At 56.9% G+C, this 16439-nt stretch carries 6 protein-coding genes; 4 read left to right on the top strand and 2 right to left on the bottom strand.

Annotated elements, in window-relative coordinates; genetic code table 11:
- Positions 1 to 117 precede the first annotated feature (117 nt).
- Positions 118 to 7191, bottom strand: coding sequence for a M43 family zinc metalloprotease (locus E1J53_RS21470; protein WP_134272200.1), 7074 nt, complete (start codon positions 7189 to 7191; stop codon positions 118 to 120).
- 384 nt (positions 7192 to 7575) lie between these two features.
- On the opposite strand from E1J53_RS21470, the gene E1J53_RS21465 reads away from it, so the two are divergent.
- From E1J53_RS21465 to E1J53_RS21455, 3 genes are all read left to right on the top strand, one after another.
- Positions 7576 to 8997 (top strand): L-serine ammonia-lyase, encoded by a 1422-nt coding sequence (locus E1J53_RS21465; protein WP_134272201.1) that lies wholly within the window; start codon positions 7576 to 7578, stop codon positions 8995 to 8997.
- Positions 8998 to 9102: 105 nt separating this feature from the next.
- Positions 9103 to 10995 (top strand): CBS domain-containing protein, encoded by a 1893-nt coding sequence (locus tag E1J53_RS21460; protein ID WP_134272202.1) that lies wholly within the window; start codon positions 9103 to 9105, stop codon positions 10993 to 10995.
- A gap of 86 nt (positions 10996 to 11081) precedes the next feature.
- The gene (locus E1J53_RS21455) at positions 11082 to 12410 is read left to right on the top strand and encodes a hypothetical protein (protein WP_134272203.1); all 1329 of its coding nucleotides are present in this window, start codon (positions 11082 to 11084) and stop codon (positions 12408 to 12410) included.
- Between the two features lie 64 nt (positions 12411 to 12474).
- On the opposite strand, the gene lpdA is transcribed toward E1J53_RS21455, so the two are convergent.
- The gene (gene lpdA, locus E1J53_RS21450) at positions 12475 to 13872 is read right to left on the bottom strand and encodes a dihydrolipoyl dehydrogenase (protein WP_134272204.1); all 1398 of its coding nucleotides are present in this window, start codon (positions 13870 to 13872) and stop codon (positions 12475 to 12477) included.
- Positions 13873 to 14257: 385 nt separating this feature from the next.
- Here lpdA and E1J53_RS21445 point away from each other — a divergent pair, with 385 nt between their 5' ends.
- Positions 14258 to 16435 (top strand): hypothetical protein, encoded by a 2178-nt coding sequence (locus tag E1J53_RS21445; protein ID WP_134272205.1) that lies wholly within the window; start codon positions 14258 to 14260, stop codon positions 16433 to 16435.
- Positions 16436 to 16439 lie beyond the last annotated feature (4 nt).

Below are 16439 nucleotides of genomic sequence, written 5' to 3'. Positions count from 1 at the left end.
ATATGGTAAATCCAACTGCCGTGCCACAAACGGTCTGGTTTCGGGTAGTTTTTCCCGAAAAACAAGTAGAAATACGCGTACTTTTTTAGCCTATCCGCTCGGTTGTCGGTAGCGATTTTAGCGCACGATGGTTATTTCCCCGGCCCGCGTAACGATTTCTCCGGTTATCAGCCTCACTTCCACCAGATATACGTGTACCCCGACGTTGGGATCCCGGCCTTCCACGCGACCATCCCAGGCGGCCAGCGCATCGTCTGGCGCGACGTCTTCAACCCAGAAGACCCGGCCACCCCAACGATCAAAGACCCCGAAGGACAGGATGCTTTCTACCGCCGGACCGGGGAATATGCGGAACACGTCGTTGACGCCGTCACCGTTAGGACTGAAGGCGGTCGGCACGTAGAACAGTTTATCACGATCAACGATGATGTTGGTCCGGTCTTCGGCCGGACAACCATTCTCATCCTCCGCAAATACGCTCACTTCCACCGACTGCAGTGGCCGCAGAGTGACGGTCGGACAGGCAATACAAGAATCACCCGCGCTGGTGTACCAGTCGAGCGGCCACCCCGGTGGCAGGTTGGTCTGTACGGTGAGGGAGACGGAATCCCCCAGATCAATGATGACGGAGGGGGGCAGGTCGAGTAGGGGGGCATTCCCAAGTTCAACGGTAAGTACAAAACTTCGCTGGCACCCCGCGGTATCCATTATTCTGACGTCCAGTTCGCCCGCCGGATAAAGCGCATCGGGCCGGAAGGAGCCAAACGCTTCGCCGTCGACGCTAACCAGTAGTCCGGTCGTGTCTCCGCTTAGTTCCAGGCGGCCGTCGGCCGCTCCGGCACAACTTTCCGGCAGGGCGATCAGCGTATAATCCTGCCCGATGACCTCGGTGATGGTCAGGCTATCAATTTCTGTGCATCCATTGCCGTCCGTAACGGAAACGTAGTAGGTCCCCGCGCTCAGGTCATTAATTTCGGCGGTTTCTTCGCCGTTGCTCCAGGCAACCTCAAAGGGTGGGATACCGTTGCTGATCAGGACACGCCCGGCACCTGCGTTCGCGCCCAGACAAAGGTTGGATAGTACTTCCGTTGTGATGCTGAACTCGAAAAAATCCAGCGTAATCCGATGGGTGCTGTCGCAGCCGTTGGCGCCAACAAACTGGGCCTCATAGGGACCGGCGTTGCGTTCAAACTGCCCGAAAACAAAGCTGGAATCCCCCGGGCAGAGCGTCCGGACCTCCGTCGTCAAAACGGGTTGGCGCAGGGATAAACGGACCCGATGCGTGCTGTCGCAGCCGTTGCTGCCCACCAGGGTGCGAGAATAGATTCCCGGCGTACTTTCAAACTGGCCAAAGATCAGTGTCGAATCTCCGGCACAGACACTCACTTGTTCCTCGCTGGAGATGGTGTCCCGAACGGTAAGCGTGATTTGATGGGTACTGTCGCAACCGTTGGCTCCGGTAAACGATTGTGCGTAGGTGTTCGACGTTCGTTCAAACTGCCCGAAAATCAGCAGGGAGTCGCCGGCGCAAATACTGGCGCTTTCCTGAGTGATGACAGTCTCCAGCACGTTCAGCCGAGTGCGGTGCAGACTATCGCAGCCGTTCGCCGCCGTAAAGGTCTCTGCATAAATACCTGGCGTTCGTTGAAACTGCCCGAAGATCAGCACGGAATCTCCCGCACAGATGGTTAACTCATTTTGACCGGAGGTGGTATCCTGCACCGTAAGCGTAATCTGGTGCGTGCTGTCACACCCGCTGGCCGCCGCGAAAGTTTGGCTGTAGGTATCGGCCACTTGCTCGAATTGGCCGAAGATGAGCACCGAGTCCCCGGCGCAGATGCTGCGCATCTCCGTGGTGGTGACGGGAGAAAGGACCGACAGCACTATTTCCCGCAAACTGTCACAGCCACCGGCGGTCATTAAGCTTTGGGAGTATATCCCAGGGGTGCTTTCAAATTGTCCAAAAATCAAAGTGGAGTCCCCGGCACAAATGCTCACGGAATCCCTCTGGGTGAAGGACATGAACACTTCCAGGGTAATTCGGTGGGTGCTGTCGCAACCATTACTAGCCGTGAACTGCGCTTCGTAATCGTTCGCCTGGGATTCAAACTGCCCGAAAACCATCACCGAGTCGCCCTGGCAAATCTGAAGTAATTCCGTGGTCAGCGTGTCCCGGAGCAGGGTCACGTCCAGCGTATCGGTCACGTCGCAACTGCCCGTGAGGTTCGTGGCGTAAAACTGTCCGGCGGAGCGAATGATTTGTCCACCAAAATCCAGAGAATCTCCGGGGCAAAGCGTTGTGTTGGTTCGGGCTCCCGTGCCGGTGGTGACCCTGATGCGCAGGCTATCGGAGCTGATGCATCCCGCCGAGATTTCGCCGGAAACGAGTAACAGGGTGTCCCGGTCCGGCCACACTCGCACCTCCGGGCAATTGACGCAGTCAATGAAACTGGTGTTGGACCACTGGTAATTCGTGAAACCGGATAAGGTGAAGCTCAACGTGTCGCCCAGGCAGATGGTGGTGTCCGGTCCGAGATCAATTTCCGTAACCGGGTTGATGGTTACCCGTACCGTATCGCTTTGGATGCCTCCGCAGCTGTCCGTCGCGTTGACCCAGTAAACGCCGGCATCGTAGGCGGTAAAGGATTTTTCGGTGGTACCGTCTACCCATTCGTATTCGGCAAATCCGTCCTGCGCCCGGAAAGGGAAGACGCCGTTTTGACAAAGGGTGGTATCCGGACCGAGCTCCAGGGTAGGGGTGGATCGGATCTGCACTACGATGGTGTCGGCGGCGGCGTAGCCGCAGCTGTCGGTAGCCATCAGCCAGTACGTTCCCGCACGGTCAATCAGGATACTATCTCCCGTCACGCCCGTTGACCATTCAAGGGTCAGTCCGCGTAAGCTGTCGGGAGCCAGGAGAAATGCTCCGGAACACAGGGTAGTGTCCGGCCCCAGATCGACCGTTGGCCCCGTCAGGCAACAGCAATCGTTCATCAGGTCGGGATCGAGACAGTCAATAAATCCGTCTCCGTCATCGTCGATCTGGTTGCCGCAAATTTCGGACTCGGAACAGTCGCTCGGGCAGTTTCCGGGCGCGGGAAAAAGGAAGGCGGGCCCCAGGTCCGAGAGGTTGTCCTCCGACGTGATGCGAAGCCCTTCGTCGGGAAGGGGTTCCGAGGAGACGTTCAGCGCAAGCTCGGTGGCGAAAACCTCATCGTTCACTTCCACACTACCGCAGCTTTCGGGTAGCTCTCCCGCAAAATTAGTGGCCAGAATGACCGGGTCGGGCGTGAGCACGTCAAAGCCACTGACCACCACTAAAGAATCCCGGACGGTAACCAGTTCGGTTTGAGGTGTACCCACCAGAAGGGGAAGACGGAGTTCCCGGACCGGGGAGTTGGTAGCAGCGTCCCAGAACAGGATACTCGCCCGTTGGCTGTTTAACTCGTAATGCACACTGCCCACCAGATCGCCGTAGGAAAAGAGTTGCCGGGAGCCCCGCAAAGGGGAGCTGGCCCATTGGGCACTGATCACACTGCCGTCAAGGATCGAGGCCTTGATCATCACCGGAGTGCTTCCAGTTACCCCTTCGGATTCGGCCAGGATGAACAGATCGGCCAGGTGCCATTCCACGCTAATGCCCCTCAGTGTGCCACCGTTATTGCCGAGCGAATACCGCTGGGTCCACCGTTGGGTGCCGTCGGCTTCCAGGGCATAGAGTATGAGGTCGCTGCCCTCCGTACCGATGCCGTACAGGAGGCCGGTAGCGGGATCGGCGGTTACATCATAGAGACCTTCGTTAAGAAAGGGCACCAGTCCGGAGACGGGATTCAGCGTCTGCCCCGTCGCGCGATCAATGTAGTAGAGTGCACCAACTTCCTGATTCAGGGGGGCTAGTAGCTCGAAACCTCCTCCCGTAGCCAGGTAGCTTCCTCCGGCAGCAGATTCCGAGATGTTTTGAAAGACCAGCCCGAGATCCGTACCGTAGTTCCGGGCCCACAGAGTAGTGCCGTCAAGCGGATTCAGACGAAAGCCGAAACTGCCGGCCCGAACGTCCCCGGAACGGTAGGCACCCACGCCCACAAGCGTGCCTTCACCGTCGAGCATCAGGTCAGTTACCTGCGAAGCGGATGACCCTGCTCCACTTTTCTGGTTAGTTTCGGTGGAGTTCCCTCCGGTCAGTGGCAGGTTAACTTCAACCCGCCGTTGCCAAAGGATATTTCCCTCTCCATCCAGCGCGCCAACGTAGGGAAGGCCACTCAACTGTCCCCCCACGTAAGTAATTCCCCCAGAGTGCACACTGGTGGTAAAACACCCATCCGTTACGGCGTCGGCTTCCCCGTAACGGAGAAAGAAGGGAGTAGCGCAGCTGTCTACGGGAGGGCAGGGATCCTGACAACTTTCCGGATTATACGCCAGAAATCCGGGCTCGCTGAAGATCTGATTCTCGAAAAACTCAACTTCCCCCCGGATCAGGTCTTCCTGGGTAATGCTTCCCCGCACTTCAACCTCCTCAAGGTCTACGGGGGTATAATTGATGCAACTTTGTACGGTGCTACCGTCGGCGTTAATCCGAAGCAGGGTGGGGTATATGTTGCCCAACCGCGTCCCCAGCCCCAGAATGATCTGGTCGTTGTCCGTGGCCAGGGCGTTGTTGAAGTCGCAAACGGTGGGGATATTTTCGTAGATATTTGCCCACAGGAGGTTTCCGTCCCGGTCCAGCTGCACGATCATTTGTCGTTCACTGGTGCCGACGTACCCCCAGACCACGTAGCCAACGGGATTACTTCTCACCTTCAGGGGCATGGAAAAGCCGGGGGCAAATTTCCTGACCCACTGCGTTTGTCCCGTCTTGTCAATCTTCCAAATCTGAAAGCCGGACGGTGTGTTGGTGGAACCGAAATCATTAACCAGAAACACCAGGTCGTCTCCGTCGTCGGTAATGCTGAGGCCCTCCAGGGTGAAGGCATTACCGGCCTCGTAACTTTGGCTCCACTGCATGACACCCCCCACGTCCAGCGCACTTACCTGGGGACTGAAAAAGCCGGTATTCAGGTCCTGCTGGATGCTGATGGTAAAGTACAGGCCCGCCGCCGGATCGTAGACGGCATCAAGAAACCCTCGCAGCAAATCATTGTCGTAGCGATCGGGTTGACTGATTAGCGCTCCGTCCGCGGGGTTGATGAGGAAGCGGGTACCAGATGCGTTGAAATTTGTGGGGGAGAAAGGTTCCTCCATCTGGCCGAGCGCCACCAGCGGACCACCCGCAACGGGGTGATATAACTGGTACAAACTGGCTTCCCAGCTCTGGTTGGGGTAGGTCCGCGCCCAGAGGAGGTTGCCGTCCGACGGGTCAATTCTGAAGGCGAAACTCTCCGTAGCGTCCTGTACGTCTACGCCCGAAAAGCCAATTCCGCTGAGCATGCCGTCCTGGTCCAGGACCAATTGGGAAACTACCGCCCCGCCATTTCGGGGGAAGAGTTGCTGCTGCCAGATGGGAACCCCGTTGGCGGCCAGTGCCATCACGATGGGCCCTCCGGCGTAGGTCCCACCGACGTAAAAGATGCCGTTGGCGGGAAGGACGGCAGTAAAGAGACCATCCTGCTGACTGCCGGGTTGTTGGTAACTGAAGGCAAAGGCATTACCGCAGTCATCGGTGGCCGGGCAGTCCGTACACGCGGGCTCCCGAACGAATACGAGGCGGCAAGTTTCCTCGCCGCATAAGGTATTATCGGTGGCCAGACACACTTCGTATAGCCCGGAGGCCGGGAAAATATGACTCAGATCGGCGGTCGTGGCGATCGGGGTGCCGTCGATCGTCCAGGAGAAGTTCGTGCCCGCCGTAGAGGTATTGGTAAAGGTTGCTGTTGCACTGGCCTCCAGGAGTGGGGGTACGTCAAAGCTGGCCAGAACGGGACAAAATACCGTGACCCGCTGGGTGACGGTTTCGGGGCGGCAAAGCGGATCGTTGCTGGAAACGGTCAGGGTAACCGTATATACACCTACCGTATTGAAGGTCTGTGAATATGTGCTTGCCGTGGAGACGTCCACGCCGTCCAGTTGCCATTGGAGGTTATCACCGTTGGTGGAGGTATTGGTAAAGTTCAGGGTGGTCCCCACGTCAATGGTCACGTCTCCTCCGGTGAAGGAGGCAACAATGGGCGCCGGACACGGATCCAGACAACCCGGACTTTCCAGGAGGCTCTGCCGCCGGCCCTCCAGGAAGAAATGCATCCGGTCGCGCTGACCGGCCGTGAGGGCGTTGTAGCAGGACCAGTTGCCGTAATCCATGTAGTTGTTGAACATGTCATTCTGGTCGGTGGCGAAGCCGGAGTTGGTGTCCGTGGTACAGGAGTTGGCCGTGCCGCCGCAGGGAACGGCGGCCTTGGAGTTGTCCGGCGGGGTGTCGCAGACACGGTCCCCGTCGAGGGTGCAGTCATCGTTCGTGCAGCCGCCGTCGAAGGTGTGCCGTAGCCCGAGGTAGTGTCCCATCTCGTGCGTCAGCACGGTGGCCCGGGCTTCATTGCTGGTCAGCCAGCGGGCCTCCACCACAATGCCGTCCACACTTCCTCCGTGGGCACCCGGGTAGTAGGCGTACCCCGCGACCCCGCAGCCCAGTCCCAGACCACAAATTTCCCTCACTACCCAGATGTTAACGTATTCCCGGGGATTCCAGCGAGAGAGGTCCTTGAGGTCTCGGTCCTGGGCCGTGGCTTCCACGTTGGTGAGCGGGGAGACGATTCGGTTGATGCCGGTGGTCGGTAAGTTATCGGGACTTCTTCGGGCGAGACAAAATTGAATTTCGGTGTCTACGCCCACCCCCTGGTCATAGTAGCCCTGGTTGGCGAAAGACTGGTTCAAAAAGTCCAGGGACCTGAGGATGTCCGCGTCGGCAATGTTCTCCGTACCGTTTTCGTGCACGATGTGAAAAACCACCGGAATCTCGTAGGGTGGGGGGAGTTTTTGCCGCAGTCCCTTACCGGCCACCCGGGCCCATTCCGCTTCGAGTTTTTCCTGGCTGATGCGATACTTCGGGTCATTCTGGCCCAGGGTTTCGTGCACATGATCGGTGGCACAATCCAGGACGGGCTGGTCCCGCTCCGTCGGGTGGTGGGGAACGGTTTCGGGAGTAGGAGGGAAGCTTAGGATCAGCGTCGTGAAAACCAGGAATAAACTCCGGAAAATAAGCATTGTTCTGGATGGGATTAAGACCAAAGATAGCCCAAGTAGTGGCGAACGATTGCTAAAATTATCTATTTAAATCAGGAGGCTTACCAATCGGTAGGACGGTAGGTTTATGCGTCCGACTCCGGGCAGACAACGGAAAAAAGTGTGCAGACACCCGGGGCAACACGTGCAGGTGCCGGCCAATGGGTGAAGAGCCGTGTCCTTTGGGGTGTTGCTTGCCGGCCCCAGAACCTTTGCACCCGCACGTAGTGCCCAAATTCTTCCTGCCCTTCCGCAAAATAGCTGTTCCTGTCGGGGGAAGACACGGCCGATTTACCGGCAAAAAAATTCAGGAAAAATTGCTTGCTATGACAACTTATTGCCGCACCTTTGCGGAATATTTTGGTCATGCACAGCATCAGTATTTTCGATATTTTCAAAATTGGCGTAGGCCCCTCCAGTTCCCACACCCTCGGGCCGTGGCGGGCGGCGCTCGCCTTCCGGGAGTCCCTGCCCCTCGGGACGGAAGTCCTCAATCTGCGGGTGATCCTCTACGGATCGCTCAGCAAAACCGGGGTAGGGCACGGCACCGATATTGCCGTCACCCTCGGCCTGGAGGGCTTTGACCCCGAGACCATCACCACCGCCGATATACCGTTTCACGTTTCCCGCATCAAGGCTGAGCGGCAGGTGAACGTGGGGTCTCCCGTGGCCCCCCGTATGGCCACCTTTGATCCGCAACGGGATATCGTCTTTGCCAAAAGAACCCTCGCCTTTCACCCCAACGCCCTGACGTTTGAGGCCCTGCTCGGAAACGGTAAGAAAAAGAAGCAGACCTACTATTCCACCGGGGGAGGCTTCATCGTGAAGGTGGGCACGGCCAGTCGCATCGACCAGGGGTTTCAGTTGCCCCATCCCGTACACTCCGCGGCGGATCTGCTGGCCCACACCGAACGCACCGGGAAGTCCATCTCGGACATCGTCTACGAGAATGAGCAGGCCTTTCGCCCGGTCGATGATTTACTGGTAAAAATTGATCACTACCTGGATACCTTTTACCACGTCATCCATCAGGGATGTACGGCTCCGGAGGAGGTGCTGCCCGGCGGACTGAACGTCAAACGGCGGGCGAGGAAACTGTGCGCAAAATTGCTCGGAGAGCCGGCGGCGAATTCCTTTTCGGCCTGGGAGAAGCAACTCCGAAGAAGCTTGCCGGACTTTCGTAACACCACTTCCTGGATCAGTTGTTTTGCCCTGGCGGTAAACGAAGAAAATGCGGCCCTGGGCCGGGTCATCACGAGCCCGACCAACGGCGCGGCGGGAGTGATTCCGGCCGTGTTGCTTTACTTCCGCTGTTGGTGTGACAACGCCGATCAGGAGGCGCAACGCCGCTTCCTGCTGACGGCCGGGGAGATCGGCAGTATCTTCAAGAAGAACGCCACCATTTCCGCCGCCGAAGGCGGCTGTCAGGCGGAGGTCGGGGTCAGTTCCGCCATGGCGGCGGCGGGCCTGACCGAAGTACTGGGCGGCTCCCCCGAGCAGGTGCTCATGGCGGCGGAAATTGCCATGGAACACCATCTGGGGCTCACTTGTGACCCCATCGGCGGACTGGTGCAGATCCCCTGCATTGAGCGGAATGCCATCGGGGCGATGAAGGCCATCACGGCGGCTAACCTGGCCCTGGAAAGCGATCCGAAGGACGCCATCGTACAGCTCGACGTGGTCATAAAGACCATGCTGGATACGGCCCGGGATATGCACAGCAAGTACCGGGAAACCGCCGAGGGCGGACTGGCCGTCCAGATTCCCGTGGCGATGGCCGCCTGCTAGGCACTTTCGCAACTGACAATTATCATTTTTTACTCCAGCCTTCATCACTGGATGCTCCATGGAGTGACGCGTACTTAGCTGCATCGATCAGCTAAACGACCGCTAATGGGAGATTTTCGCGTACGGAGCATTACCGACAAGGCCGACCACCGAAAGGCCTACCTCAGTCACCTTGATGACCTGGCTGCCTTTGAGATGATGCTCGAAGAAGGGCTTTTTGACGAAGGCCCCGCCTGGATCGGCGCCGAACAGGAATTGTGTCTTGTGGGTAAGGATTATCAGGCCAGTACCACGGCGCTGGAGGTGCTGGATCGCATTAAAGACCCCCGTTATACCAACGAACTGGCGCTCTATAACCTGGAGGCCAATCTCGATCCACTGCCCCTGGGCGGCAGCTGCTTCCGGGAAACGGAAGAACAGTTGTTGGGTCTGCTGGACATCGGGCAGGCGGCGGCCGGTAGTCAGGAAGCCCGCATACTTCAGTGTGGTATTTTACCCACGCTGAAGTACCGGAATCTCCAGTTCGAAAACATGACCCCGGAACCCCGCTACAAAACGCTCAGCGCCTCACTCAAGGCCCTACGCGGGGAAGATTTTCAGATTTACCTGCAGGGGGCCGATGACCTGATTACCTCCCTGAACTCCGTACTGTTTGAAGCCTGCAATACCAGTTTTCAGCTGCACCTTCAGATCCCTTCCCGGGATTTCGTCCGCCAGCATAACTGGTCACAAATGATTGCGGGCCCCGTCCTGGCCGCCTGCGTGAATTCTCCGCTCCTGTTCGGACGGGAGTTGTGGGCGGAAACCAGAATCGCCATCTTCAAGCAGAGCCTGGATACGCGGTCTTCTTCCCGCAACCTGCGTTCTAAGATGGCCAGGGTGTACTTCGGTCAGGATTGGCTGCACCATTCCGCGGCGGAAATCTGGCGGAACAACCTTAGCCGTTTTCCCCTATTGCTGACCTCCGATGGATTCGAACGGGCAACCGACGTTGTAAGGGCGGGAGGAACTCCGAAGCTGCGGGCGGTCAGACTGCAAAACGGTACAACCTACACCTGGAATCGTTTGTGCTACGGCCCGACCAGCCCCAAACCCCACCTCCGCATCGAGTGCCGTTACATTCCGGCCGGGCCCAGTACCCTGGACGAAATTGCCAATTTCGCCTTCTGGACGGGACTGATGCAGGGCAATGACCTGGAGAAGGGATTGCTCCCTGAACGCGTTGACTTCAAGTCGGTCCGTGATAACTTCGTCAAGGCCGCAAGAACCGGCCTCGGGACCACCTTTGACTGGTTTGGTCGCCTCCGGACCGCCAAAAGCCTGTTGCTGGATACCCTGATTCCCCAAGCCAGGGTAGGGCTGGAGCGATCCGGCGTGGACACCAGGGACATCGAAAAATACCTCGGGGTCATCCACCATCGGGTGACGGGAGAAACGACGGGTTCCAGTTGGACGGTACGCAACTTCCGTAGCCTGGAAAAAGCCCACGGAACGGCCGCGGCCGAGACGGCCTTGGTGCGGATGATGCTGGAGTACCAGCGGGAGAACCTGCCGGTCCATGAATGGCAGGACTACCGGCAAAGCTTTCCGGTTTCTCTGAACTCCGAAAACACCGTGGAGTACCTGATGACCCGGGATGTATTTGCCGTAAACCATAACGATTGCATCGAACGGGCGGAGATGATCATGAACTGGAATAATATCCACCACCTGCCCGTGGAGAATGACGAGGGAGAACTCGTGGGGCTCCTTACCGATGGTCTGCTGCGGCGGCACCGGGAAGGGAGCAACGATAAAGAATACGTGGCGGAAATCATGCTTCGGGACCTGGAAACCGTGGGGCCGGAGACCAGCCTCGGCCGCCTCCGGCAAATCATGCTGAGTGGACGGTTCAGTGGTCTGCCGGTGGTGTGCGACAAAAAGATGGTCGGAATGATTACCGAAAGGGACCTTGCGCTGCTGCAACCGGACGACGGGCGGGAAATCCAGCAGGTATGATGCCGTAATCTGCCGAGCGCTGGTCCATCCACAATTTTTCTTGCGCATTGCTGGATTGCCCAGCCATCATGGGCTATTTTGTGGCAATGGAATCCGATAAACAAGGAGCACCGCATTCCCCCGCCAAGCCCACATGGTTGAAACGGGTGGAGGAAGAGAGTTGGCAGGCAGAATTAATCATCTCGGGTGCCGCGATCATTGGCACCCTGCAGCTTCCCGGACTACTGGATCAGCTTGAAGTCTTCCTGCTTTTATACCAGGACAGCGAGGCCCTGGGGCTGTGGCGATTAGTATTTCTTTATCTGCGCCTGGTGACGGCCGCGCTGATCTTCACCTTTATTTTCCACTTCATTGTGCGGGCCCTGTGGATTGGCATGGTCGGGCTCAACAGTGTTTTCCCCGGAGGATTCCGGCCCAACAAGCGCTTTAGCGAGGATTTTCAGGCAAAAATGCGGGAAAACTACGGAAACATCGACGCTTACATCCTTCGACTCGATGGCCTGGCCAGTGGAATTTTCGGGACGGGATTTGCGGCGGCGAGCCTGTTTTTTAATTTCGGTATAGTGTTCAGCGCCGTGGTGATCCTCATCGGCTTACTGCGAAATTTCGGGGGCTATTCCCGCTGGATTACCGTTGGGATATTGATCCTGGCCCTGGCCTATTTTGTCATGGCGATCATCGTGAGTGTGCTGCACATAGAAAAATTGCGGGAACGCGCCTGGGTAAAACGGATACATTTTCCCATCACCCGAATCATGTACCGGCTTCAGTTTCCCATCAACAGCCGGTTCACCGTTACCGCCCTGAACATTCTCTCCTACCAGGTGGCCGATCGCAAAGGATATTGGTTTTATGCGGTGGGGATGGGCGTTGGGGTAGCCATCCTCGGTACCGTAGCGGACCAGGCATTCAGTTCTAACGCCCGCTATTTCTATGAGTCCACCTTCTTTTATGAGGCACAGGATTCCACCCTCATCCGCCGGGCTGCCTACGAGGAGGAGAACTATGAAGGGGTGCATTATGGCCCCGTCCTGCCGAGCAAATACGTCGATACTACGGAGCTCTTTTCGGTGTGGGTTCCGCTACCCGAGCGGGAGTTGGTCCTCTACCGGGAGCGCTGCGCGGAGAGCCAGAAAGGAAGTGAAGGAGATAAACCCACTCAGGAGGCCGCTGATTTTTTGGATTGTCTGGCCTCCGAAATTCGGTTGTCGATTAATGGGACTACGGTTCGGGGAGCCTCCTTCAACACAGAATATTTGGCCACCGCCACCGCCAAGCAGCATGGCGTGAGGATTCACTTGAAGGACCCACCCCTGAACCGGGGGAAGAATCTTTTGGCCGTTGGCACGCCGTCGGATTACCGTAAAGCCACGGACGGATTGAGAATGAGCTACGTGGTTTTCTTCGCTCACTGATCAAAAGACGAAGCCAACAAGTTGAACTTGCTGGCTTCGAGTAGCTTAGGCCTTGTGAATTTGTCTAGAGGTGAATGACCTCGTCGTAGGCGGCTGCGGTCGCTTCCATCACCGCTTCGGACATGGTCGGGTGAGGGTGAACCGCCTTCAGAATCTCGTGGCCGGTGGTTTCCAGCTTGCGGGCTGCTACTACCTCGGCGATCATTTCGGTCACGTTGGCTCCGATCATGTGGGCCCCCAGCCATTCGCCGTATTTGGCGTCATAGATGACCTTGACGAAACCTTCCTTGGCGCCGGCCGCACTCGCTTTTCCGGAGGCGGAGAAGGGGAATTTACCCACCTTGACCTCGTACCCGGCCTCCTTGGCCGCCGCTTCGGTGTAGCCCACGCTGGCAACTTCGGGGACGCAGTACGTACAACCCGGAATGTTACCGTAGTCAATGGGGTGGGGGTTCATGCCGGCGATGTTTTCTACGCAGACAATCCCCTCGGCGCTGGCTACGTGCGCCAGGGCGGGACCGGAGACCACGTCACCGATGGCGTAGATGCCCGGAACGTTGGTCCGGTACATGTCGTCCACTTCAATGAGGCCGCGGTCCGTTTTAACCCCCAGGTCCTCCAGACCGATGTTTTCGGTGTTGGGGCTGACTCCAGCGGCGGAAAGTACCACGTCGCATTCGATGATTTCCTCCTTCTCGGTCTTGCGGTTTTTGGTGGTCACCTTCAGTACCTTCTTGCTGGTGTCGACCGATTCGACGCTGGTGTTGGGCAGCACTTTGATGCCCTTCTTCTTGTAGATTTTGGTCAGCTCCTTGGATACGTCGGCGTCTTCCCGGGGCACGAGCCCGCCGGGCATAAATTCGACGATGGTCACTTCAGTGCCGATACTGTGGTAGAAGTAAGCGAATTCCACGCCAATGGCGCCGGCGCCCACGACTACCATCCGCTTGGGTTGCTTGTCCAGCGTCATGGCCTGGCGGTAGCCAATAATTTTTTCGCCGTCGATGGGAAGGTTAGGCAGTTGCCGCGCCCGGGCACCCGTGGCGACGATGATGTGCTCGGCGTCGTAAGTGGTTTTCTTACCGCTTTTCTCGGTGACTTCCACCTTCTTACCCCGGAGCAATTTGCCTTCCCCCTCGATGACGTCGATCTTGTTTTTGCGCATCAGGAAGCTGATGCCCTTGCTCATTCCGTCGGCTACTCCGCGGCTGCGGGAGATCATGCTGCCGAAGTCGGCCTTGGCGGACCCAACTTTGATACCGTAGTCTTCTGCGTGCTGGATGTATTCAAAAACCTGAGCGCTCTTCAGCAGGGCCTTCGTGGGAATACAACCCCAGTTGAGACAGATTCCGCCCAGATTTTCTCGCTCCACTACGGCAACTTTCATGCCCAGTTGTGCGGCGCGAATGGCAGCAACGTAGCCTCCGGGGCCGGTGCCAACAACGATAAGATCGTAAGTCATGGATTTTCGAGGTTTTTATGAGTCGATGTAACACCACCAGTACCTAGGTGGTTGTTGGTAACCGCGATACCGCTCCGGTCCGCAATTCGGCCGCGAAGATAACAAGCAATAATTTGGTGTAGCATTATCCCCCCGATAAGTCTTTAACCACGTTCAGACCAGTAGGGCTTTTTGTGGCCTGACGGCAGGTGCCGTGACCAACCACAAAGAAGCCATGGACTGGGTAGCCCCTGAATACTCGTTGTGACGCTTTTTTTAAGACTTTTCCCCGTCTATCGGTCTTGGGATACAATCCTTACTTCCCCGTTTCGGGCCAATGATCGAGTTTGGTTATATTGCTTTATCCGATAACCCACAATAAATCCACTTGAGCACCCCCGCCATTATGCACACCCCCGTGACCCGCTTCATTTGCTTATTTATTCTTTTACTTACGGGACTGCCGTCCCCAATCACCTTCGCCCAGTGCCCGAGCGGTAACGTTCTTACCCTGAGCAGTCAGGAACAAATCGACGCTTTCGCCCAAACCTATCCCGATTGCACTGATTTCAGCGGGGCCATCGTCGTTCAGGAAAGTGTCTCCGGAGACATCCGAAACCTGTCGGGGCTCGGGAACCTTACCGCCATTAATGATCTGTTGATCTTCACCAATGATTCCCTTCGGGATCTGAGTGGGCTCTTCCTCCGAGTGGTTCGGCAGGATCTGGTCATTCAGAATAACCAATCACTTCGTGATTTAAGGGGGCTGGATTCCCTGAGCGCCCTGGTCAGAAATTTTTCCGTAACCAATAATCCCAGCCTCACTTCACTCCGGGGATTAGAGCGCCTTGTCCGGGTTATGGGAACCTTCACCGTCGCCAACAATCCCGTGCTGGATACGCTGGGGGGACTAGAGCTTTATTTATTTGGCGGGCAACTACGGATTGAAAATAACGAAGAGTTACAGTCCTTGCGCCCCATGCGCTTTTTGCGCCGGATGACCCAGGGGGTGACCATTAGAAATAACCCCAAACTTAACGACTTCCATCCGGATCTGGGGATTCCCGTCATCGGGGGTAACGTATCCATCGAGGAATCACCGCTCCTGCCTTCCCTGGATTTTCTGTCGCCAAGAAGCATCGGCAATCTTTCCATCAGGGATTGCCCCCAGATTGCCGACCTGGCTTCCTTCGATCAATTGGACGCTGTGTCCGGAAGCCTGACGCTGGCGGAAAATGACCTCCTCACGGATATTTCCGCCATCAGCTTCCTCAATCCGGACTCCCTAAGCTCCGTGGTAATCACGGGTAATCCATCCCTCAATGCATGTGCGATTGACGTGCTCTGTCTGGCTTTACTACTGGAGGAGATCCCCGTGGTAATCAACGGTAATGGGGAAGCATGCAGTAGTCTGGAGGACCTCCGTGACCAGTGCGATGAGTTTCCCTTATGTCCCTATGACCTGGTAATTGACGATGAGAACTCCGCGGCGGAATTCGGGGCAATGTTCCCGAACTGTGAGCAGGTCAACGGCAGCCTGATCATTAATCCGGGGGGACGGGACCTACTCCCACTGCAGAACGTGCGTAGGGTCAGAAATGGCCTTCGGTTGATCAACTCCGATTTGGAGAGCCTTGATGGACTACAGGGACTGGAAGAGATCGGCGAACTAGAGGTGATCAATCCGGTAAACCTGCCAAACTTCATTGGACTTGAAAGCCTCAAACGGATCAGAAACAACCTATTCATCGTTAATGCCCAGGAGCTGACTTCCCTGGCGGGGCTAGACAGCCTGCGTGAAGTTCCCAACGGCATCAGCATCAACCAGACCCCCAGGCTAAGGGATTTTAATGGATTGAGTCAACTTCAATCAACCAACGGAATTTCCATCAGGAACTGCGTTAGTTTTCGCTCCCTAAACGGATTAGATAGCCTGCGGGTGTTGGGGGGATTGGTCATTGATAATGCCAGCTCTATGACGCGTCCGGGCGGCATTCCACTGCTAAGCACGGTCGACAGATTGATCTTTGCCAATAACAGTGGACTTTCTTCCCTTGATGGTTTGGAGCATCTGGATACCCTACGCTTAGGTTTAATCCTAATTGACAACGGGCAGTTACGGGACATAGGCGCCCTGGACAATGCGGTTCCCGGAATCCTGGTGGAAACGGGATTTTATAGTTTGACGGTCTCCGGCAATTCTAATTTATCTGCTTGTGCTTCCCCCCTGATTTGTGCCATGCTGGAAGACCCAGACCGGGTGTCCTCCTTCATCGCGGATAATCGGGAAGGCTGCAACTCCCGGGAACAAGTCGATGAAGCCTGCCTGACTGGGGTAAGCCCACGTCCGGTCGCTACCTCGCTCCCCGTCTTCCCGAACCCCACTACAGGATCGCTCTCCCTGGATCCGGCCCTTCACGGTAGACCCATTGACTGGCGCCTGCTGTCGATCACGGGGCAACTACTGGACGAGGGAGCCTCGATCCCTACCGCCTTCGATTTTTCCTGGCTTCCCAAGGGAACGTACTTCCTTCATCTTCGGGAGGAGGCTACCCATTACCGGGCGCGCTTCGTGCGCCAGTAGGGAC

The organism is Lewinella sp. W8 (genome assembly GCF_004375085.3).
Lineage (GTDB): Bacteria > Bacteroidota > Bacteroidia > Chitinophagales > Saprospiraceae > Neolewinella.
The sequence above is the reverse complement of the archived record's forward strand: the minus strand, read 5'-3'. Positions and strand labels throughout refer to the sequence as shown.

Coding starts and splice junctions, on each gene's coding strand:
- E1J53_RS21470 (WP_134272200.1), bottom strand. CDS start 7,191: ATGCTTATTTTCCGGAGTTTATTCCTGGTTTTCACGACGCTGATCCTA.
- E1J53_RS21465 (WP_134272201.1), top strand. CDS start 7,576: ATGCACAGCATCAGTATTTTCGATATTTTCAAAATTGGCGTAGGCCCC.
- E1J53_RS21460 (WP_134272202.1), top strand. CDS start 9,103: ATGGGAGATTTTCGCGTACGGAGCATTACCGACAAGGCCGACCACCGA.
- E1J53_RS21455 (WP_134272203.1), top strand. CDS start 11,082: ATGGAATCCGATAAACAAGGAGCACCGCATTCCCCCGCCAAGCCCACA.
- lpdA (WP_134272204.1), bottom strand. CDS start 13,872: ATGACTTACGATCTTATCGTTGTTGGCACCGGCCCCGGAGGCTACGTT.
- E1J53_RS21445 (WP_134272205.1), top strand. CDS start 14,258: ATGCACACCCCCGTGACCCGCTTCATTTGCTTATTTATTCTTTTACTT.